General features: G+C 71.2%; 20 protein-coding genes. 12 read left to right on the top strand and 8 right to left on the bottom strand.

The features are described from left to right. Positions 1-10: 10 nt before the first annotated feature. The 3 genes from IU476_RS12040 to IU476_RS12030 form a co-directional block, all read right to left on the bottom strand. Positions 11-526: a hypothetical protein gene (locus IU476_RS12040; protein ID WP_195099541.1), complete on the bottom strand. Its 516-nt coding sequence runs from the start codon at positions 524-526 to the stop codon at positions 11-13. A gap of 301 nt (positions 527-827) precedes the next feature. Beyond that, positions 828-1,109 (bottom strand): hypothetical protein, encoded by a 282-nt coding sequence (locus tag IU476_RS12035; RefSeq protein ID WP_195099540.1) that lies wholly within the window; start codon positions 1,107-1,109, stop codon positions 828-830. A gap of 183 nt (positions 1,110-1,292) precedes the next feature. Next, complete coding sequence (locus IU476_RS12030) at positions 1,293-2,291, bottom strand: helix-turn-helix transcriptional regulator (protein ID WP_195099538.1); 999 nt, start codon at positions 2,289-2,291, stop codon at positions 1,293-1,295. A gap of 106 nt (positions 2,292-2,397) precedes the next feature. Between IU476_RS12030 and IU476_RS12025 the strand changes: the two genes are divergently transcribed. The 3 genes from IU476_RS12025 (at position 2,398) to IU476_RS12015 (ending at position 4,398) form a co-directional block, all read left to right on the top strand. Beyond that, a complete protein-coding gene (locus tag IU476_RS12025) occupies positions 2,398-2,811 on the top strand; it encodes a VOC family protein (RefSeq protein WP_195099536.1) in 414 nt (137 codons plus the stop codon). A gap of 80 nt (positions 2,812-2,891) precedes the next feature. Further along, a complete protein-coding gene (locus IU476_RS12020) occupies positions 2,892-3,653 on the top strand; it encodes a maleate cis-trans isomerase family protein (protein ID WP_195099534.1) in 762 nt (253 codons plus the stop codon). Between the two features lie 184 nt (positions 3,654-3,837). Next, entirely contained in the window at positions 3,838-4,398 is a 561-nt protein-coding gene (locus IU476_RS12015) for a dihydrofolate reductase family protein (RefSeq protein WP_324194025.1), read from the top strand. A 154-nt stretch (positions 4,399-4,552) separates the two neighbouring features. On the opposite strand, the gene IU476_RS12010 is transcribed toward IU476_RS12015, so the two are convergent. Then, entirely contained in the window at positions 4,553-5,176 is a 624-nt protein-coding gene (locus IU476_RS12010) for a hypothetical protein (protein WP_195099532.1), read from the bottom strand. Positions 5,177-5,586: 410 nt separating this feature from the next. On the opposite strand from IU476_RS12010, the gene IU476_RS12005 reads away from it, so the two are divergent. From IU476_RS12005 to IU476_RS11995, 3 genes are read left to right on the top strand one after another with little or no spacing between them, the layout of a single operon-like run. Further along, on the top strand, positions 5,587-7,959 hold the full coding sequence (locus IU476_RS12005) for a sensor histidine kinase (protein ID WP_324194024.1): 2,373 nt from the start codon (positions 5,587-5,589) through the stop codon (positions 7,957-7,959). Next, positions 7,937-8,353 (top strand): roadblock/LC7 domain-containing protein, encoded by a 417-nt coding sequence (locus IU476_RS12000; protein ID WP_195099530.1) that lies wholly within the window; start codon positions 7,937-7,939, stop codon positions 8,351-8,353. The genes IU476_RS12005 and IU476_RS12000 overlap by 23 nt, the downstream gene beginning before the upstream one ends. After that, positions 8,350-8,724 (top strand): DUF742 domain-containing protein, encoded by a 375-nt coding sequence (locus IU476_RS11995; protein WP_195099528.1) that lies wholly within the window; start codon positions 8,350-8,352, stop codon positions 8,722-8,724. Before IU476_RS12000 ends, IU476_RS11995 begins: the two co-directional genes overlap by 4 nt. Before the next feature lie 17 nt (positions 8,725-8,741). On the opposite strand, the gene IU476_RS11990 is transcribed toward IU476_RS11995, so the two are convergent. Next, positions 8,742-10,697, bottom strand: a complete 1,956-nt coding sequence (locus tag IU476_RS11990) for a GMC family oxidoreductase N-terminal domain-containing protein (protein ID WP_195099526.1) — start codon at positions 10,695-10,697, stop codon at positions 8,742-8,744. Between the two features lie 138 nt (positions 10,698-10,835). Here IU476_RS11990 and IU476_RS11985 point away from each other — a divergent pair, with 138 nt between their 5' ends. Together IU476_RS11985 and IU476_RS11980 are read left to right on the top strand one after the other, a co-directional pair. Further along, complete coding sequence (locus tag IU476_RS11985) at positions 10,836-11,687, top strand: crotonase/enoyl-CoA hydratase family protein (RefSeq protein WP_195099524.1); 852 nt, start codon at positions 10,836-10,838, stop codon at positions 11,685-11,687. Positions 11,688-11,837: 150 nt separating this feature from the next. After that, a complete protein-coding gene (locus IU476_RS11980) occupies positions 11,838-13,061 on the top strand; it encodes an RtcB family protein (RefSeq protein ID WP_195099522.1) in 1,224 nt (407 codons plus the stop codon). A gap of 8 nt (positions 13,062-13,069) precedes the next feature. Here the strand turns inward: IU476_RS11980 and IU476_RS11975 are convergent, their stop codons facing one another. Further along, on the bottom strand, positions 13,070-13,552 hold the full coding sequence (locus tag IU476_RS11975; RefSeq protein WP_195099520.1) for a hypothetical protein: 483 nt from the start codon (positions 13,550-13,552) through the stop codon (positions 13,070-13,072). A gap of 152 nt (positions 13,553-13,704) precedes the next feature. Between IU476_RS11975 and IU476_RS11970 the strand changes: the two genes are divergently transcribed. From IU476_RS11970 to IU476_RS11955, 4 genes are all read left to right on the top strand, one after another. Next, positions 13,705-14,634, top strand: a complete 930-nt coding sequence (locus IU476_RS11970; protein ID WP_228823481.1) for an alpha/beta fold hydrolase — start codon at positions 13,705-13,707, stop codon at positions 14,632-14,634. Between the two features lie 127 nt (positions 14,635-14,761). After that, the gene (locus IU476_RS11965) at positions 14,762-16,837 is read left to right on the top strand and encodes a RecQ family ATP-dependent DNA helicase (protein WP_438944001.1); all 2,076 of its coding nucleotides are present in this window, start codon (positions 14,762-14,764) and stop codon (positions 16,835-16,837) included. A gap of 43 nt (positions 16,838-16,880) precedes the next feature. Further along, complete coding sequence (ligD, locus tag IU476_RS11960) at positions 16,881-17,846, top strand: non-homologous end-joining DNA ligase (protein ID WP_195099516.1); 966 nt, start codon at positions 16,881-16,883, stop codon at positions 17,844-17,846. 33 nt (positions 17,847-17,879) lie between these two features. Continuing rightward, positions 17,880-18,815, top strand: a complete 936-nt coding sequence (locus tag IU476_RS11955) for a D-isomer specific 2-hydroxyacid dehydrogenase family protein (RefSeq protein WP_195099514.1) — start codon at positions 17,880-17,882, stop codon at positions 18,813-18,815. Between the two features lie 69 nt (positions 18,816-18,884). Here IU476_RS11955 and IU476_RS11950 read toward each other — a convergent pair whose 3' ends face one another. Next, complete coding sequence (locus IU476_RS11950) at positions 18,885-19,598, bottom strand: sterol desaturase family protein (RefSeq protein WP_195099512.1); 714 nt, start codon at positions 19,596-19,598, stop codon at positions 18,885-18,887. Next, complete coding sequence (locus tag IU476_RS11945; RefSeq protein WP_195099510.1) at positions 19,595-20,317, bottom strand: FadR/GntR family transcriptional regulator; 723 nt, start codon at positions 20,315-20,317, stop codon at positions 19,595-19,597. Before IU476_RS11945 ends, IU476_RS11950 begins: the two co-directional genes overlap by 4 nt. Positions 20,318-20,337 lie beyond the last annotated feature (20 nt).

Raw genomic sequence — 20,337 nt, 5'->3', positions numbered from 1 at the left:
CGGCCGCGAATCAGTGCGCCGGGGGCAGCATCGGCACGGGATCGAACACCGTGACGAGCACGATGACATCGCCGTAGGGCGCCGCGCCGCGAGCCAGGCGATGGGCGAAGCGAGCCAACGGAACTCGCCAGCGGTATTTCGCGTCCAGCTCCGACTGCACGAACGGCAGCAGCGTGCCGCCGGTCACCACCTGCGCCCGGCCCTGCGACTGATGGGATCCGAGCGCGGGACTGCCCCGCCAGTCGCCGGGTTGCACGACGACCCGACCGTCGGCGGCCAGCTGCTCGGCCTCGGGTGAATACGACGAGATGCGGAACGCGAGCTGATTCTGCCCGACCGGAACCACCAACCGCGGCACCGTCACCAGCTGCTGCGGACCGGCGACGCGCGTCACCAGTACCGTTTTCGCCTGCTGCCACAGGTTCGCCGCGGCCGAATCGCCGGGGCGGCCGCCGATCGGCCGCGCGACGGGTTCGGGCTGCGCCACCTGCGGGGTGTTCGGAACGTCGATCAAGGTCCCTGTCATCTCATTCGATCCTTTCCGGGTGCCGAAATCCCCCGTCGGCACGGTGGCCAACGGTATTACAGACCGTCCAGTCGGCTCGAGTGCGGTGCGCGACGCCCGCGAAGAAGGCCACGCCCGACACTTGCCCGAGCGTCCTTGGCGGGCCACCTCCGATGTTCCCCGTACCGCGCCGACCCGGCAACGACGCTGATCAGCGGCCGTTTTCGCGACGCCTCCCTCCCCTTAGGCCACAGGCCCGATCGACGAGCCGCCCTCATTCTGCCCGGCAGCACCGACAGAAAACCGGCGCGCGGCGAGGTCGTCAGCCGTTCGTCGACTCGGTCGACCGAGGGGCGGGGAGCGAGTTGTCCGACGGTTTGCCGAAGTCGATGCCGGCGGCGTCGTCGGGTGCGCCGCGCCGGGTGGCGAGCACATGTAGCACCGCGCCGAGCCCGGCACCGAACAGGGCGCAGGAGACCACGCCCACGAGGAAGGTCGGCACCCCCATCGCCGCCGCCGCGGGCGTCGCGAAACCGAGGACCAGCGCGAAAACCGGCACTGCGACGGCGAATCCGACGAAGAGGGCTAGTCGTCTCTTACTCATGAGGTAGGTATCCCCTCGCAGGACAAGAAGAATCGGCACGACCCGATTGCGGCCCGAGTGAGCGTCTCCCCCCGACCGGAAACGTCGTGCAAGACATCTTGACGCGACAAACGGACACAACGCCAGTGCCGCGAGCAACTTTTCGGCAGATTAGGGACTAAAGTCCCACAATTTCCCCGTCTCTCACCCCCGGCCGCGCCGAACCGCCTGCGGCGCGGGCGTTTCCGCCGCGCGGGCGCAGCGGCGGGCCAGGTCGGCGAACGCGGCCCGCAGGTCGGGCGGGCCCACCACCTCGATATCGGCGTCGAAGCGGCCGACCGACGCGGCGAGGGCAGGCCAGGACCAGGAGCCGAGCAGCAGGCGGCAGCGGCCGGAATCCAGTTCCTCGACGAGACCGTCCGAGACGTACGGGGCGATGTCGGCGGCCGGTCGACGCAGGATCACCTCGCCGCGGCACGGCCAGTCGCCCGTTCCGTCGGAGCCGCGGAATCTGCCGGTCACGAAGGCGGCCAGGTCACCGCCCGGCAGCGTGCGCGGGGTGAAGCGCGGTCCCGTCGGGATGCGCGGGGTGATGCGGTCGGCACGGAAGACGCGCCAGTCCTCGCGGTCGAGATCCCAGCCGACGAGGTACCAGCGCCCGGCCCGGGTCAGCAGGTGGTGCGGCTCCACCCGACGCGGGGGTGCGACGGAATCGCCGGTCGCCGAGCCGGTTTCGTAGTCGAAGCGCAGCACCTCGCAGGCGTGGACGGCCGCACCGAGCGCCGACAGCACCGCGTGGTCGACGGGTTCGCCCGGCCGTTCGACGGCGGTCACCCGCAGCGCGTCGACGCGGTGGCGCAACCGCGCGGGCATGACCTGCCGCACCGTGGTCAGCGCCCGCGCGGCGGCCTCGGCGAGGTCCGCGCCGGTGGCGGCGGCGGTTTGCAGCGCGAAAGCCAGTGCCACGGCCTGCTCGTCGTCGAACAGCAGCGGTGGCAGGTCCGCGCCCGCGCCGAGGCGGTAGCCGCCGTCCGGTCCCTTGCCGGACGCGATGGGATAGCCGAGTTCGCGCAGCCGGTCGACGTCGCGGCGAACGGTGCGCACGCTGACGTCGAGGCGTTCGGCCAGCAGTGCGCCCGGCCAGTCGCGCCGGGACTGGAGCAGGGAGAGCAGCGACAGCAGTCGGGCGGAGGTCTTCGGCACGAATTCATTCTGCGCCGGGAAGAGGACACATCCTGTCCTCTTCCCTTGCGACCGTGGTTTCAGCGGCGCGGCAGCGCCGCACACCGGAAATCGAGAGGAGCCTTCGATGGCTGTCGACGCTGTGACCCACCTGAACTTCCGAGGCGAGGCCCGCGCGGCTCTGGCCTTCTACCAGTCCGTCCTCGGCGGGGACACGGTCGTGGTCACCTACGGGGACGCGCAGCACGTGCCGGACGGTACCGACGCGGACCACGTGATGTGGGGTCAGGTGGTGGCGGGCAACGGCTTTCGCGTGATGGCCTACGACGTCCCGGCGGGACAACCGTGGAGCCGGGGCGAGAACTCCTTCTTCCTCTCGCTGCGCGGCGACGCGACCGCCGAGATCAGCGAGTACTGGGCAGGATTGAGCGCGGGCGCGACCGTGCGCCAGCCGCTGGCGCCGTCGGCGTGGGCACCGCTGTACGGCATGCTGACCGACAAGTTCGGGGTCACCTGGGTACTGGACGTGGCGGCGTCCTGAGCGGTCACGGGGCGGTCCCCGGGCACGCCGGAACCCTGGCAACGGCGCGACCGGGCCGCCCTCCGTTAGCATGCACGCCTGTGAGCGACGGACGACGTGTGGGTTTGCTGTATCCCACCCCGGATTCCGGAGAGGACGACTTTCTCGACCTCGCCGGGCGGCTCCGGCCCCCGCTCGACGTCGACGTGGTCTACATCCCGTGGCCCGACGACGTGGACGATCTCGCCGCGCTGACCCTCGAGCAGGTCGCGGACGCGCTGCGCCGGCTGGGTTCGGCCGCGCATCTGGAGCGCGTGCTGCCCGACGCGCTCGCCGGCCGTCAGGTCGACGTGCTGGCCTTCGCGGTGACCAGCGCCAGTTTCCTGGACGGCGCGGCGGGCGTGACCGAACAACTGCGCACCATCCGTCGCGTCACGGGACTACCGGCCACCAGCACGACGGACGCGTATCAGCGCGCGATCCGCCACTTGTCCTTGCGCACAGTCGCTTTGGCATCGGTGTACGACCCCGAGCTGTCGAACCATTTCGTCGAGCGGGTGCGGGAGTCCGGCGCCGAGATCGTGCGCCGGGTCGACGCCTCCGCGGGCTCCGATCGCGCGCTGGCGGCCTGGCCCGCGGAACGCATCGTGGACCTGGTCCGCCGCTCCGCACACCCCGACGCACAGGCCGTCCTGCTCCCCGAGACGGCCCTGCACGCCGCCGGCCTGACCGAGGAACTCGAACGCGTCGCCGGCTGCCCGGTGCTCACGGCCACCCAGGTCACCCTGTGGGCCGCCGCGCGACTACTCGACGTACCCGCCACTTCCCCGGCAGCGGGCCCGCTGTTCGCCGCGGAGTCGTAGCAGCCGGAAGATCCGTTCGGCGGCCTCGGTGTCGCGCCACCTGCGGCGCTCGAACGCCTATGCGTTGCCGATGATTCGGCAGTACCTATTCGGTGAAACTGACCACGGACTTCGTCGGTCTCCCGGAGATATCGGGACTCGCGTGAGTTCACCGAAGCAAGTGTTCACACCTCAGGAGGTTGCAGTGTCCGCATCGGTGCTCGACATGTCGATGTCGCTCGACGGGTACATCGCCGACCCCGATGATTTCCTCGGCGGCGAGGACGGCGAGCGGCTGCACCGATGGGCCGGTTCGGGCGGTGAGTCGGCGGTAGCCCGAGCATTCGAGGACGAGTGGAACGCCGCGGGCGCGGTGCTGTCGGGGCGGCGGACGGCCGAGCTCATGGATCACTGGGGCGGCTCCCATAACGGCCTGCCGATCTTCGTGCCCAGTCACCGCCCGCCGAGCCCGGCCGCGCGGTGGGGGTATCCGTTGGTGACGTACGTGAACGACGGGATCGAGAGCGCGATGGCGCAGGCGAAGGCCGCCGCCGGCGAGCGCGACGTCCAGGTTCGCGGCGCGTACACGGCGCAGCGCGCGATCGAGGCCGGCGTCCTGGACGAGGTGCAGATCCACCTGATCCCGGTGCTCCTCGGTCGCGGCCGCCGGATGTTCGACGTGCTACCGGCAGAGACCGAGTTGGAGATCGTGCGGGTGATCGACACACCGCAGGCAACCCACATCCGCTACCGCGTCCGGCGCTGAGGCGGTCGGCGCACTGCTCGGGCTGTTCACGAGCGGCACCGCGACGCGCGTGGCTGTCGGTGAGAAAATCGTTGCGGCACAAGCGCTTCCCGCGCGAGGCTCGGCGTCGACTACCGGTGCCCGGGGCCGCGCGCCCGGGCACCGGCGGGAACCGTCAGTTGTAGACGGCGCCGAACGACGGGACCGAGATGGTGCCGAGCTGGTACTGGAAGCCGTCGGGGTTGGCGTCGCTCACCGGCACCGGCCAGCGGTGCCACAGCGTCCCGTAGACGGCGGCCACGATCATGCCGGGACCGGGATCCAGGACACCGGTGCGGATCGTGGTGTCGACCGGAATGTCCTGGTGTTCGACGAGGGTGTTGGTGCCGCTGCGACCGTTGGACAGGTTGAGCCACACCACATCCAGGCGCGCGCCGCTCTGGTTGGGGGCGATGGTGCCGGGTCCGCCGAAGAACCCGAACCGGAAACCGTCCAGCCCGAGCGCGATTCCCGAGCCGTACACGCCGGGGCCGGCGCCGCGGCCGATGTCGGACTGCGCCGGGATCTGGAACGGCTGCGCGGGCAGCGCCGCCTCGAAGGTCGCGGGCAGGTGCGCGGCCAGGCGGTCCACGGCCTGTTCGGCGGCCGGGTTGCCGGCCGCGGCCGCGTGCAGGCGCTGCACGGCGTCGGTCCACTCCGGCGCCGGGTCGGCGGCGGCGGGCCCGGCCGCGAGCCCGGCGGTCGTCAGCACGGCCGCGACCGTGACGACCAAGCGGTGGGTGAAGCGGGGTCTACGCATAATCGGATCTCCTCGGATTGTGCTTTACCGCATGGGAATACCGGGTACGACGCCGGCACCTCCCGGCCCCGATGTACCCGATTCACGCATGAAATCACCTTTCCGCCCGGAAGGAACGGAAGCTCGCCGGGTCCGGCGGCGATTTCGGCACGGGAAGCGTGGTCGGTTCGCGATGTTTTCGTTACCCTCTGGGCGGAAGAAGTTATGCGCCGTTCTGGTACGGCGGCGCAGAGGAGGTGGCACGTCGGTGAGATCGATGCCGATGCGGCCGGGCGAGCACGGACTCGGGGACGGACGGATCAACTGTGGCTAGTGGGCCGAATCTGCCCAAAAAACGTTCGAGACCAGCAATTTTGGGGCGCCGCGGGGTACGCGGCAGGGTCAGCGTCAGGGTCCGCCTACTGGCCATCGTGCTCATCTCGAGCACGACGCTGCTGGTGATCGGCGTGGGCGCCGCGTCCTATCTCGTGAAATCCGGGCGGGAGGCGAAGGAATGGGCCGACCTGGCCTCGAGCACCACGACGCCCGCGATCCTGATGGTGCAGGCCTTCGAGGAGGAGCGCCGACTATCGGTGCTGCACCTGGCCGGTGACGCCGAGGCCGAACGCGAAATGCCCGCCGCGCGAAAGAAGTCGGACGAGGCACTGGCCGCGGTCATCGCCAAGGGCGACGCGGCCCGCAAGCTGAACCCCGACGGCTCGGCGTCCGACATCGAGGGCTACAACAAGCTTTTCGCGCTGGTGCCGCAGCTGCGCAACGGCGTGGACGCCCGCCTGGCCCCGCCGGAGCAGGTGTTCGCGACGTTCACCAGCATCATCGAGACCATCGTCGGGGCCTCGCTGCTGGCCGCCCGGGTGGCGCCCGACGCCGACGTCGCCATCGAACTCGCCTACGGCGTGGAACCGCTGCGGGCCGCCGAGGCGCTGTCCAAGGCCGACACACTGGGCGCGCTGGCGCTCATCGTGGGCGAACTGTCCCCGGCGCAGCTCACCGAATTCGACCGCTACGTCGGCGAATTCCGCGGCGCGGTCACCTATTCGGGCGGCGTGCTGAAGGGCGCGCGGCTGGCCCAGCTGAAGTCGATCACCGACAGCCCCGCCTGGCAGCAGGTCACCGCCATGCAGGACGCCATCATGCAGCGCGGCCCGGTCTCGGCCGAGGACTCCACGCGCGCCCGGCCCGGCACGCGCGCCCCCGAACTGCCGATCGGCGTCGCGGACTGGCAGAACGCGTCCGGTCAGGTCAATTCGGCGCTGCTGCGGTTGTGGGAGGACCAGAGCCGCGACGCCCACGTCATCGCCCGCGAACAGGGTGACGACACGGCCGCCCGGTCGTTGGCCGGCGGCGCGGCGGTGCTGCTGATCGCCGTGCTGGCCTTCGTGGCGGCCCTGGTGCTGGCCAACCGGTTCATCGGCCGCATGCGCCGATTGCGCAGCGACACACTGTCTCTCGCCGACGAGCAGCTGCCCGACATCATGCGGCGGCTGGAGGCGGGCGAGGCGGTCGACACCACCGCGGAGGTGCCGCGGCTGGACTTCGGCACCGACGAACTGGGCCAGGTGGCCGAGGCGTTCAACCGGGCCCACGTCGCCGCGGTGTCCGCCGCGGTCGCCGAGGCGACCACCCGCGCGGGCGTCAACACCGTGTTCCTCAACATCGCCCACCGCAGCCAGGTCGCGGTGCACCGCCAACTGGCCCTGCTCGACCAGGCCGAACGCCGCGAGGAGAACCCCGACCAGCTCGAGCTGCTGTTCCAGCTCGACCACCTGGCCACCCGCGCGCGGCGCAACGCCGAGAACCTGATCATCCTCGGCGGCGAGCAGCCGGGCCGCCGCTGGCGCAAGCCGGTGCCGCTGCTCGAGATGATCCGCAGCGCGGTCGGAGAAAGCCTGGACTACACCAGGATTCAGACCGGGCGGGTCCCCGAGGTGCATATCGCCGGCAAGGCCGTGGCCGACCTCATCCACCTGATGGCCGAGCTGATGGACAACGCCACCGCCTTCTCGCCACCGCAGGCGCGGGTCGAGGTCACCGCGACGACCGTCGGGCGCGGCGTGGCCGTGGAGATCGTCGACCAGGGCCTGGGCATGTCCGCCGAGGAGATCGCCGAGCGCAACCGGATGCTCGCCGAGCCGCCCGACTTCAGTGTCGCGGCACTGACCGGCGACACCCGCCTGGGCCTGTTCGTGGTCGCCAAACTCGCTACGCGCCACGGGATCTCGATCCGCCTGGGCGAATCGGTCTACGGCGGCATCCGGGCGGTCGTGCTGATCCCCACCGCGCTCACCGAATCCGCCGGACCCGATGCCGTCGAGGCCGCCGAGCCGGCCACGGGCGAGTACGCCGCGCTCGCGGGCACCCGGTATTCCACGGCGGAACCCGCCACGGCGAACGGCGGCGGAGCGGAGAGCGCGGCGGCCACGCAGTCGTCGTGGTTCGAGCCGGCCGGGCGCACGGGCGTGGCCGTCGCGCCACCGGAGCAGCCCCGCGCCGCCATGACCGGGCCTCCGCCCACGCGTCCCGCCCAGCCGACCACGCGATCCCAGCCGCCCGCGCCGACCCGGCCGCCGCTGCCGCGCCGCCGCCGCCAGGCCACCGCGGTCGAGGACGAGCAGGCGATGCCCGTGGTCGAGCCGCCGCGGCAGCGCACCGCCACCGAGGCGCGAAACCTGATGTCCGCCATCGAGGGCGGCACCCGCCGGGGACGTCACACGCGCCCCGACACCGACACCACCGAACAATCCCGAGGAGACGGCAACGATGACCACTTCCCAGCGCACTGACCTCGGCTGGCTGCTCGACGAGTTGATCGACGGCCTGGTCGGCGCCCGATCGGTGGTGCTGCTGTCCACCGACGGCCTGCTGCTGGGCCATTCGGCCCAGCTCGACCGGGCCGACGCGGAACGGTTCTGCGCGATGGCGTCGGCCTTCCACAGCCTGGCCCGCACCGCCGGCGGCCACTTCGACGCCGGCGGGGTCTGCCAGACCGTGGTGGAACTCGACCGCGCCGTGCTGTTCATCACCGCGGCCGGCGAGAACGCCTGCCTGGCGCTGCTGGCGTCGGAGACCGCCGACATGGGCATGGTGGCCTACGAGATGAATCAGACCGTGCAGCGGGTGGGCGCCCACCTCGCCGTCGACACCCGCCGACAGCCGAATTTCCCGAGACAGCAATGAATTACCCGCGCGAATCCTGGTACGAGGAGGACGCCGGCCCCCTCGTTCGTCTCTATGCCGTCACGCGCGGCCGGGGCCGCGCGGCACGACCGGAACTGAGCGCGACGACCTTGGTGATCGACGGGGCGGTCGGGCTCCCGGTGCGGCGCACCGAACCCGAGTACACCGCCATCGTGCGGCTGTGCCGGGTGCAGCAGTCCGTGGCCGAGGTGTCGGCGCAGCTGGGCCTGCCGCTGACCCTCACCAAGGTGCTGATCGGCGACCTGATCGACGACGGCCGGCTGATCCACCGGTCGCCGGACACCACGACGGACGCGAGCAGGGACGTCGACCTGCTCCGAGCGGTCCTGAGTCGCCTGGAGACGCTCTGACCGCTCGGAGCCCGTCGTCAGATCAGTTGGGCGGCCAGGCGTTTCGCGTTCATGTACGCGATCGCCTCGATCGACACCATCGGGTTCACCCCGGAGGCGGTCGGGAAGCAGGAACCGTCGGCGACGACGATGTTCCCGACATCCCAGGTGGCACCGTCAGGGTTGGTGGCCGAGGTGTCCGCCGAGCCGCCCATGCGCGCGGAGCCCATGATGTGCAGCGCGCCCATCGAGCACTGCCCGGGGCCGTATCCGGCGGCCCGGCAGGCGGCCGCGAACTCCGCGTGCGACCCGCGTTTGCCCGGCTCGTAGGAGACCCCGGCCTGGTGGCCCGAGAAGATGCGCCGCGCCCCGGCGGCCTCGAGGATCTTCGCCGAGCCCTCCAGCCCGGTGTGTAGGTGACCGGCGTCGTGCTCGGAGAGCCGGTACTTCACCACCGCCTCGCCGTCGCCGTCCACCGAGACGGTGCCGTGGTCGCGGTCGCGGGTGATCACGCCGACGGCGTTGGAGTGCGCGAAATCGAGCATGGTGGAACGGAATTCGGCCGATCCACGCCAGCTCATGAAGCCGGTCGCGAGGGCGGGATTGATCGGTCCGGTCTCGTAGATGACGCCGTAGCCGCGGCCGTCGAGGTCGGCGTGCTCGCGGCAGATCCGCGCCTGCATGCCGCCCTCCCACGGGCGGATCTCCTCGTCGAACACGCCGAAGACCACCGCGGCGGGGTGCAGCCGCAGATAACGGCCGATGTTCTTGTTGCGCAACCCCGATCGGCGCAGCAGCGCCGGGGTATGGATCGCGCCCGCGGCCACCACCACCGCCCGGGCCCGCACCCGGAACTCGACACCGTCGGAGGTGCGGGCCGAAACACCCTCGGCCTTACCGTTTTTCACCGTGATGCTGCGCACGTCGGCGTCGATCACCAGGCGGGCGCCGCGGGCGGCGGCGTCGGACAGCCAGGTCTTGGTCACCGACTGCTTGGCGCCGAGCCGACATCCGTAACCGCAGCGGCCGCACTCGACTCCGGCGTCGCAGGCGTCGGTCACGTTGCGCGGCAAGGTATCCACCGCCCAGCCCAGCGCCTGCGCGCCGCGCTCGAGGACGGCGTCGCGCGCCGAGAGCGGAGATCGGCGGTCGTTGACGCCGAGGCGGCGCTGCACGGTCTCCAGGGCACGGGTGAACTCCGCCTCGGCGAACTGCGGCACCCCGAGTTCGGCCCATTCGGCACGGACGCTGTCGGGAGTCGGCAGCGAGGTGCTCCAGTTCACGACGGTCCCGCCGCCGAGGCACGTGCCCGCGACCAATGTCATCTGGCCCTCGGCCGAGGCGGAGGGGCCGGGCGCGTAGAGATGTCGCAGCGCGTCGAGTTCGCCGCGGCCGAAATCCCGGTCGTCGTAGTAGTTTCCGCGTTCCAGCACCACGACGTCGAGGCCGGCCTCGGCGAGCACGGCGGCCGCGGTGCCGCCGCCGGCGCCCGACCCGACCACCACGACGTCACAGGTCAGCGTGTCGGGTTCGGTGATCCGCTGCGGCGTCAGCGCGGGCGCGGGGGCATTCTGCACCGCGCCGGGGGGCGCCGCGTAGCCGATCTCCTTCCACAGCGGGTTGACTCCCGTGGGGCCCGGGGTGGCGTTGTAGGCCAGCAGCGAGGCCTGCTTGAGCGCCTGGAAGACCGCGCGCACCGCGGGCAGGCGGGAATCGCCGAGCCGCAGCAGGGCCCGCTCCCGCTCCGCCTGCGACAGCGTGGAGAAGCGGCGCAGGCCGCTGCCGGTGAACGCGCCGACCAGTCGCGAGTCCCAGAGATCGAGCAGTGTGGCCAGTTGCCGCTGCTCCGCCTCGCGCGGATTGCGGCTCAGCAACTGGAAGACGGTGTCCACCGCACCGAGTTCCGAGGCCGACGGCAGCGTCAAGCCGTCGCCGGGAACGAACGTATCGCAAATCATGCCGAGCGCCGCACGCTGCTTGGCAGTAGGTTCCATCGAGCTCCACCCTTCGTACTGCCTGGATTTCTACCACGGAGGGAGAACCTTCGCTCACAAAGATGGGAAGTACCGGGCGGTATCTGTTAATCACAGTACGAATGTCGAATCACATATCCGGGTGGCATGCTGAGCCGCATGGCCGATATTCGCCTGGACGTCTCCGACGCCGTAGCAACCATCACCCTGAACCGTCCCGACCACCTCAACGCCTTCACCTTCGCGATGCGCGACGAGCTGATCGAGGCCTTCGACGCCTGCGACCGCGACGACCGGGTCCGGGCCGTGGTCGTCACGGGAGCCGGGCGCGCGTTCTGCGCGGGCGCGGATCTGTCGGCGGGCGCGCGGACCTTCGACGCGACGGGGCAGGACGGGGACGAACCGTTCCGCGACAGCGGCGGCGAGGTCACCCTGCGCATGTTCGACTGCCACAAGCCGGTCATCGCCGCGATCAACGGGCCGGCCGTCGGTGTCGGCATCACCCTGACGCTCGCCGCGGATTTCCGCCTGGCCGCCGAGCACACCCGCATCGGTTTCGTCTTCAACCGGCGCGGGATCGTGCCCGAATCCTGCTCGAGCTGGTTCCTGCCGCGCCTGGTGCCGTTGCAGACCGCGCTGGACTGGGTGTACTCGGGCCGGCTCGTCGAGGTGCGCGAGGCGTACGAGGCGGGCCTGTTCCACTCCCTGCACCCCGCCGAGACACTGCTCGACGAGGCCTACGCGCTGGCCGCCCGCCTCACCGAGCACTCCGCGCCGGTCTCCGTGGCGCTGGCGCGAAAGATGCTGTGGCGCAACCTCGGCGCCGAACACCCCATGATCGCGCACCGCGTCGAATCCCGCGCGCTGCGGCAGCGCGGCGCGAGCGCCGACGCCCGCGAGGGCGTCACCGCGTTCCTCGAGAAACGCCCCGCCCACTTCCCCGACAGCGTCGCCCACGACGTCCCGGAAATCTTCGCCGACGACCTCACACCCCCGCCGTTCTCACCCTAGCGGCTACCGCGTCACGCATCTCGGCTACGAATTACGCTGTGCGGCAACCATTTCCGCCGTCTCCCCACCGCTCTCGCGAATTATTCGGGTGCACGGCACCGCGGTCGCGACCTACCGTGGAGTGCTCACCACCTGGAGAGGATCGAGACGATGTTTCCCGTCGAGCTGCGCGGTACCCGGGCGCGGACGCTGATGTGGGCCCACGAGCACGAGGTCGAGCAGGCCGCGCTGCGGCAGCTGCGCAATATCGCGGAGCTGGAGTGGGTGCACGGCGTGCGCGTGATGCCGGACGTGCACCTCGGCAAGGGCGCCACCGTCGGGTCGGTCATCGCCATGCGCGAGGCGGTCGCCCCGGCGGCGGTCGGGGTCGACATCGGCTGTGGCATGGAGGCGGTGCGGACCTCGTTGACCGCCGCCGAGCTGCCCGACTCGCTGCGCGCGCTGCGGTCGCGGATCGAGGCCGCGGTGCCGGTCGGGTTCGCCGCGCACGACGATCCGGTGAACGTCACGCGCTTGCAGGGCGAGATCACCGGCCGCCGAGCCACGACCGCCACGCTGCGCGCGGGCTGGGACCGGTTCTGGGCCGCGTTCGCCGATCTGGATTCGGGCGTGCATTCGCGAGAGTCCAAGGCGCACAAGCAGATGGGCACGCTGGGCGGGGGCAACCACTTCGTGGAAGTCTGCCTGGACACCGACGACCACGTGTGGATCCTGCTGCATTCCGGCAGCCGCAACATCGGCAAGGAACTGGCCGAGCGGCACATGGCGGCGGCCCGCAAGCTGCCGCACAACCAGGATCTGCCCGACCGCGATCTGGCCGTATTCCTCTCCGGCACACCGGAGATGGAGGCCTACCGGCGCGACCTGACCTGGGCGCAGGAGTACGCGGCCCGCAATCGCGCGGTCATGCTGGCGCTGGTGTGCAAGGCGGTGCGCGACGAATTCGCCGGGCTCCCGGTGACTTTCGAGGAGCCGATCTCCTGCCATCACAACTACGTGGCGGAGGAGATCATCGACGGTGTGCCGATGCTGGTCACCCGCAAGGGCGCCGTCCGTGCCGGTGCGGGCGAGCTGGCGCTGATCCCCGGTTCCATGGGCACGCGCTCGTACGTGGTGCGCGGCAAGGGAAATGCGGATTCGTTCTGCTCCGCCTCGCACGGCGCGGGCCGCCGGATGAGCCGCAACGCGGCCAAGCGGCAGTTCACGGTGGCGGACCTGGCGGCCCAGACGCAGGGCGTCGAGTCCCGCAAGGACGCCGGGGTGATCGACGAGATCCCCGCCGCCTACAAGGACATCGACGAGGTCATCGCCGCCCAGCAGGACCTGGTGGAGGTGGTGGCCACGCTGCGGCAGGTGCTGTGCGTCAAGGGCTGACGCGGCGCTCAGCGTTTGCGCAGGGCGCCGACTATGCCCGCGCCCAGGAGGAGGAAACCGGAGATGAGGGCGAAACCGTAAGTGACCCAGGCGTGTAGGGCGACCTGTAGCGAGGGATCGATGAAGGTCAGGTCGGCGATCAGGCCGAAGGTCTCGTCGGGGAACAGCAGGTGCAGGATGCCGGGCAGGATGCCCCACACCAGCGCGGCGACGGTGGTGCCGAGCGGGGAGAAGGCCGCGAGCACGACCACGAGCAGCAACAGCAGTGAGCCGCCGATGATCTCGAGCGCCGCCGTCCACCGGTCGATGACGGCGCCGACGATCACCCAGTAGCGGATGTCCGCGCCGCCCTTGGCGGCGAGGGCGATGCCGATCGGGGTCACCACGAGGCCGAACAGCACACCGCCCACGGTGCGGCCGGCGAGGCCGCGGTCCTGGAACTGCGACCCGGGCGGGGCCCAGCCCGCCGGTGACTCGAACTTGTTCGGCATCGCCCCGTCCTCCCTGCAATCCGCGGCGCGCCGCGTGATCTCACCGTCTCCGCCGAGTCCATTGTCCTGCCCTGGTAGGAAATTTGCCCGGCCACGGACGGAAATCGTTCGCGGCGTGGACTTTCCTCGGTCGCCGCTGGCTAGCATCGGGTATGCGCTCCACCGCGATCCACTCCGACCCGCCGGCGCTCCCGGGTGTGCGCCGCTCCTTCGTCACCGCCCGCGCCGTGCGGTTCCACGTCACCGAGGCGGGCCCGGCCGACGGGCGGCCGGTGGTCGTGCTGCACGGGTGGCCGCAACATCACTACACCTATCGGCATCTGCTCGCCGATCCGCCGCCGGGGCTGCGCATCATCGCGCCGGACCTGCCGGGGTACGGCTGGTCGGGGCCGCCGCCGCACCGCTGGGCCAAGGAGGACGTCGCCCGGGATGTGCTCGCGCTCCTGGACGAACTCGGCGTCGCGCGGGCGCTGCTGGTCGGGCACGACTGGGGCGGCTACGTCGGATTCCTCATGGTGCTGGCCGATCCGGACCGGTTCGACGGGTACCTGCCGCTGAACATCGCCCACCCGTGGCAGACGGCGCGCACGATGGCGCCGCACTTCTGGCGGTTCCTGCTCTATCAGCCGCTGGTGGCCGGGCCCGGGGTGCCCTTGCAGCGGCACACCCGGTTCCTCGAGCGGGTCTTCCGGCTCGGCGTCACCCGCACCGGCGAATTCACGCCCGAGGTGGTCCGCACCTACACCGACCGCTTCCGCGACCCGGTCACCGCGCGCGCCGCGACCGACACCTACCGCACCTTCCTGCTGCGCGAGATCCCGGCCAACCGCCGCCCCGAACGCCGCCGGGCCACCGTGCCGATCCGCGCCCTGTTCGGCACCGACGACGGCGCCATCCACCCCGCGCTGGCCGCCGCGGAGACCGCGCGCGCCGACGACTACACGGTCGAATACGTCTCGGGCTGCGGGCATTTCATTCCGGAGGAGCGACCGGAACTGGTCCGCGCCCGGCTGCTCGAGCTGGCGTCGGACACCGCGGGCGGTGACCGGTCCGGACGGGAATCCGGGACCGGCGGGCGCTGACCGGTCCGCGTTCTCCGACGGTGACCACGCGCGCGCCTGCGACGGATCGGGGTGCGCGAACACGCAAAGGGTGCGGGAACGGACGCGTCGTGGCTCGGTGTCGGTCGCGTGCGGCACGATGGACCGCGTGACGACGACCGACCTGCGGGATTCCGCCGAGACGCTGCTGCGCGAGCTGGCCGGGCCGCGCGCGCGGCTGCGGGAGGATCAGTGGACGGCGATCGAGGCTCTGGTGGTCCAGCGCCGCCGCGCGCTGGTGGTGCAGCGCACCGGCTGGGGCAAGTCGGCGGTGTATTTCATCGCCGCCAAGCTGCTGCGCCGCGACGGGCGCGGCCCCACGGTGATCGTGTCGCCGCTGCTGGCGTTGATGCGCAACCAGGTGGCGGCGGCCCGGCGCGCGGGCGTCGTCGCGGCGACCATCAACTCGGGCAACGTCACCGAGTGGGACGAGATCCACGCCCAGGTGGCGGCGGGCGAGGTCGACGTGCTGCTGGTCAGCCCGGAGCGCTTGAACAATCCCGACTTCCGCGACGCGGTGCTGCCGAAGCTGGCCGCCGACGCGGGCCTGGTGGTCATCGACGAGGCGCACTGCGTCTCCGACTGGGGGCACGACTTCCGGCCCGACTATCGCCGCATCCGCACCCTGATCGCCGACCTCGGCAGCGACGTGCCGGTGCTGGCCACCACCGCGACCGCCAACGACCGAGTGGTCACCGACGTGTCCACCCAGATCGGCACCGACACGCTGGTGCTGCGCGGCACACTGGACCGCGAGTCGCTGCACCTGTCGGTGGTGCGCATCGACGACGCGGTGCAGCGCACCGCCTGGCTGGGCACGCGCCTGCACGAGCTGCCCGGCTCCGGCATCATCTACACGCTGACGGTCGCCGCCGCGCACGACCTCGCCGATCTGCTCGCCGCCCAGGGCCATCGGGTCGCGACCTACACCGGCCGCACCGAACCGGCCGAACGCGAGACGCTCGAACAGGCCTTGCTGGACAACGAGGTCAAGGCGTTGATCGCGACGTCCGCGCTCGGCATGGGATTCGACAAGCCGGATCTCGGTTTCGTCGTGCACCTCGGCGCGCCCTCCTCCCCCATCGCCTACTACCAGCAGGTGGGCCGCGCGGGCCGCGGCACCGAGCGCGCCGAGGTGGTGCTGCTGCCGGGCCCGGAGGACCGCCGGATCTGGAGTTACTTCACGTCCGTGGCCTTTCCCCGCGAGCATGTGGTGCACGCCGTGCTGGAGGTGCTGGACCGCGAGCGCGCGCAGTCGACGGCCGCGCTGGAGCCGCTGGTGGAACTCAACCGCTCGCGGCTGGAGATGGTGCTGAAGGTGCTCGATGTGGACGGCGCGGTCCGCCGGGTGCGTGGCGGCTGGCTGGCCACCGGCGTCCCCTGGGTCTACGACGCCGAACGCTACGAGCGCCTGGCGGTGGCGCGCGAGGCCGAGCAGCAGGCCATGATCGACTACCAGACCACCACCGAGTGCCGGATGAACTTCCTGCGCCGCCAACTCGACGATCCGGCCCTCGGCGCGGCGGGCTGCGGCCGCTGCGACAACTGCACGGGAGTGCACGCCGACATAACCGTCGGCACGGCGGAGCTGACGGCCACCCGCGCCCGCCTGGACCGTCCCGGCATCGACCTGGCGCCGCGCAAGCAGTGGCCGACGGGGATGGCGAAGCTGGGAATTCCGTTGTCCGGCAAGATCTCCGAGGGCGCGGAGACCGGCCGGGTGCTCGGCCGGCTCAGCGATCTCGCGTGGGGCAAACGCCTGCGCGCGCTGCTCGACGGCCCGGACGAGCCCGTGCCCGGCCACATCGTGGACGCCTGCATCACGGTGCTGCGGGAGTGGGACTGGGCGGAGCGGCCCACCGCCGTCATGGCCCTGGAGTCGCCCACCCATCCCCGGCTGACCGCCGACCTGGCCGCGCGGCTCGCCGAGATCGGTCGGCTGCGCGATCTCGGCACGCTGCGCACCCGGCCCGACCGTCCGCCGGTCTCGGCCGCCAACTCCGCGCATCGCGTCGCCGCCCTGTTCGATTCGTGGGAGCCGCCCGATTTGTCCGCCGCCGACGGGCCGATCCTGCTGGTCGACGCCCTCACCGAGACGGGCTGGACCTTCACGCTGGCCGCTCGCACCCTGCGCTTGGCGGGCGCTCCGGCCGTCCTCCCGTTCGCGTTGGCGACACCCGCCTGATCCGCGCTGCCCGCGCGGGTGATCACCGGCTATCGTCGGACGGGTGGCCGGCAAGTCTGGCTCGCCGGCGGTCGAACTGACCGTCGGGGAGCATACGGTGCGGGTGTCGAATCCGGATCGGGTGTATTTCCCCGAGTCCGGGGCGACCAAGCTCGACCTGGTGCAGTACTACCTGAGCGTGGGCGACGGGATCGTGAACGCGCTGCGGGACCGGCCGTGCATGCTGCACCGGTTCCCGAAGGGGTTGGCGGGCGACAAGGTTCACCAGAAGCGGGTGCCCGCGGGCGCGCCGGACTGGGTGCCGACCGTGCGGGTCTACTTCCCTCGCTACGGCCGCACCGCCGACGAACTGTGCGTGCGTGAACTCGCGGACGTCATCTGGGCGGTGCAGATGTCGACGGTGGAGTTCCATCCCTGGAATTCGCGGCGCTTCGACACCGAGAAGCCCGACGAGTGGCGCATCGATCTGGACCCGATGCCCGACTGCCCGTTCTCGCGAGTGCAGCGGGTGGCGGGCGTGGTGCGCGAGGTGCTGGACGAGTTGGGCGCGGTCGGCTGGCCGAAGACCTCCGGCGGCAAGGGGTTGCACGTGTACGTGCGGATCGCGCCCGAGCACGGCTTCCAGGAGGTGCGCCGCGCCGCCCTCGCCTTCGCCCGCGAGGTCGAGCGCCGCGCCCCCGACGACGTGACCACCACGTGGTGGCGCCGCGACCGCGATCCGAAGATGCTGTTCGTCGACTACAACCAGAACGCCCGCGACCACACCATCGCCGCCGCGTACTCGGTCCGCGGCGTCCCCGCCGCCACCGTCTCCACCCCGGTCCGCTGGGACGAGATTCCCGACCTGGATCCGCGCGACTTCACCCTCGGCACGGTCCCCGACCGCTACGCGAAACTCGGCGACCTGCACGCCGGCATCGACGAGTCCCCCTTCGACCTGAATCACCTCTTGGAATGGGCCGACCGCGACAAGATCGAGGTCGATCTGGACGAAGACTCCCAATCCTGACTTCTCGAACCACTACGTGAGGAGGGCGTGCGCATGTCCACGGCCGCTGTTCCGATTGCCCTCGGGCCGAAGCCGACCGATCTCTTGGAGCGGGCGGTGGTCGCGGGCGGGGCGGTGGTGGCCCCGCTGGCGGAGGCGCGCGGGCTGGTGTGGGACGGGGGTCCGGCCGGGTTCCCGGAGCGATTGCCCGACGGGATCGAGTGGGTGCAGCTGTTCTCGGCCGGGGTCGAGGAGTGGTTCGACGCCGATGTCTTCCGGCGGCATCCGGACGTCGTGTTCACCTCGGCCGCCGGGGCATTCGCGCGCAGCGTCGCCGAGCACGCGCTGATGCTGCTGCTGGCGGGCGTGCGTCACCTGCCCGAGCACGTGCGCGCCCGCAGCTGGCGGCAGACCGAGTTCTTCCCGCGCATCGGGACCCTGCGCGGTGCCACGGTGACGATCGTCGGCGCGGGCGGGATCGGGCGCGAGCTGATCACGCTGCTGCACCCGTTCGGCGCGCGCGTAATCGCCGTGAATCGTTCCGGCACACCCGTTTCGGCCCCGGGCGTGGTGGAAACCGTTGCCGCGCATCGGTTGCCCGAAGTGTGGCCGCGCACCGATCACGTGGTCGTCGCCGCCCCGGCCACCCCGCAGACCCACCATCTGGTCGGCAAAGCCGAACTGGCACAGTTGAAACCGACCTCCTGGGTGATCAATATCGCCCGCGGCAGCCTCATCGACACCGACGCCGTCGTCCAGGCGCTGCGCGACGGCGCCCTCGGCGGCGTGGGCCTCGACGTCACCGACCCCGAACCACTGCCCGACGGCCACCCGCTCTGGGAGCTGCCGAACGCGATCATCACCCCGCACGATTCGAATCCCCCGCACCTGCGCACCGTCGCGTTCGCCGAGCGCGTCCGCGACAATGTCGGCCGTTTCGTCACCGGCCACGACCTGATCGCCCGCGTCGACGTAGTCGCCGGATACTGAATCATTCGACCGGCGGAGAACCAGCACACCACAGGCGATTTCGCCCTTGGAACCGCTGTCCCGGCCGACTCACACCGCGCCCGAGGCATGCAGCGCCTTGACCGTCGGCGACGCGACGGTGGTTCCCGGGTCCGGGTGGGTGCCCAGGACGCGGTCCGCGGTGCCGGAGGTGGTGACGGTGAACCAGTAATGCTCGTTCTTGAAGTGGTGCAGCCGGTGGTTGCGGCGGACGGCCTTGAACAGGCGGGTGCGCGGCTGGTAGTCGGTGTGGATCAGGTAGTGGGTCCACTCGTAGTTCACCCCGAGCGCACCGACCGCCACCAGGAACGTGAGCCCCAGACCGATCCGCGGAAAGGCCAGTACCGCAACGAGAACCAATGTGGGCAGCAGCCAGAGGAAGGTCTGCCACGGGATGAACACCAGCGGCACGTCACGCGGATCGGCATGGTGCTCACGGTGTTTGCGGGCCAGCAGGGAGTCGACGGTGATCGGCCCCAGCCGGCGCGGCCGCCAGTGCAGCACACAGACGTGAATCACCCACTCCACGAAGGGAAATACGGCGAGCGTCACGACCGGCACCAGCGCGTCGGTCGGCTGCCAGTCCCCGACCGCGACCCGCGCCGCCAGCGCCCCGGCCAGCATGGCAGCGATGATCCACGGCGACGGCCTGCGCGCGAACACCCGGAAGGCGCTGCCCAGCGTGACCTGCGGACGACGGTTCGGCTCACGGACCTCCGCGGCCGCGCGGCCGCGGCGCTCCCGCAACCGGTCGACGACGCTCATCTTTCCTCCTCGAGTCGACGCAGCAGCACGTCGAATTCCGTTGCGGCCGAGGACAGCAGCGCGTACGCGGCGGCCTCGGCGGCGGCCCGGTCACCGGCGGTGATCGCCTCGGTCAGCGCGCGATAGCTGTCGATGCCGTTCACCTCGGCCGCCATCACCATTGCCAGCGCCGGGAGCGCGGGCTCGTAGACCGCCCGCAGGTTGTTGAACAGCAACCGGAACACGATCGACTCGGCCCCGTCGACCACCAGGTCCCAGAAATCCAGCGCGACCAGCTGACGGCCTACCGGATCCTGCTCCGCGGCAAGGGCTTCCAGCCGCTCGCCCAGGGCGGCGGCGAGCGTGTGACCGGTGCGCTCGGCCGCGAGCCCGGCGACCTCCCGGCCCATCGCCCGCCGCGCCTCCAGAATGCTGCGGATGACCGCGTGGTCGAGTTGCCCCTTGCGCAGGATCAGCCGCGGCAGCATGTCGACACCGGCGGACCGACGGAAGTCGCGGATCGTCGTCGCGCCGCCCTGCCGGACCTCCACCAAACCGGTGTGCGCGAGCCGCTGCAACGCCTCCCGCACGGTCGGCCGCGAGACGCCGAGCACCTCGGCCAGCTGCCGCTCGGCGGGCAGGGTCGCGCCCGGCGCCAGCTCACCGTCCAGCACCTCGTCGACGAGCTGGTCGAACACGGTGTCGGGGACGGTGCGCCGATCTATGCGCTGCAAGGCCATGTACCCGACGGTAGAACCGA

Origin of the sequence: Nocardia blacklockiae, from assembly GCF_015477355.1 — a bacterium.
In the GTDB taxonomy this organism is placed as follows: Bacteria; Actinomycetota; Actinomycetes; order Mycobacteriales; family Mycobacteriaceae; genus Nocardia; species Nocardia blacklockiae.
This window is presented reverse-complemented; position numbering and strand designations above follow the sequence as displayed.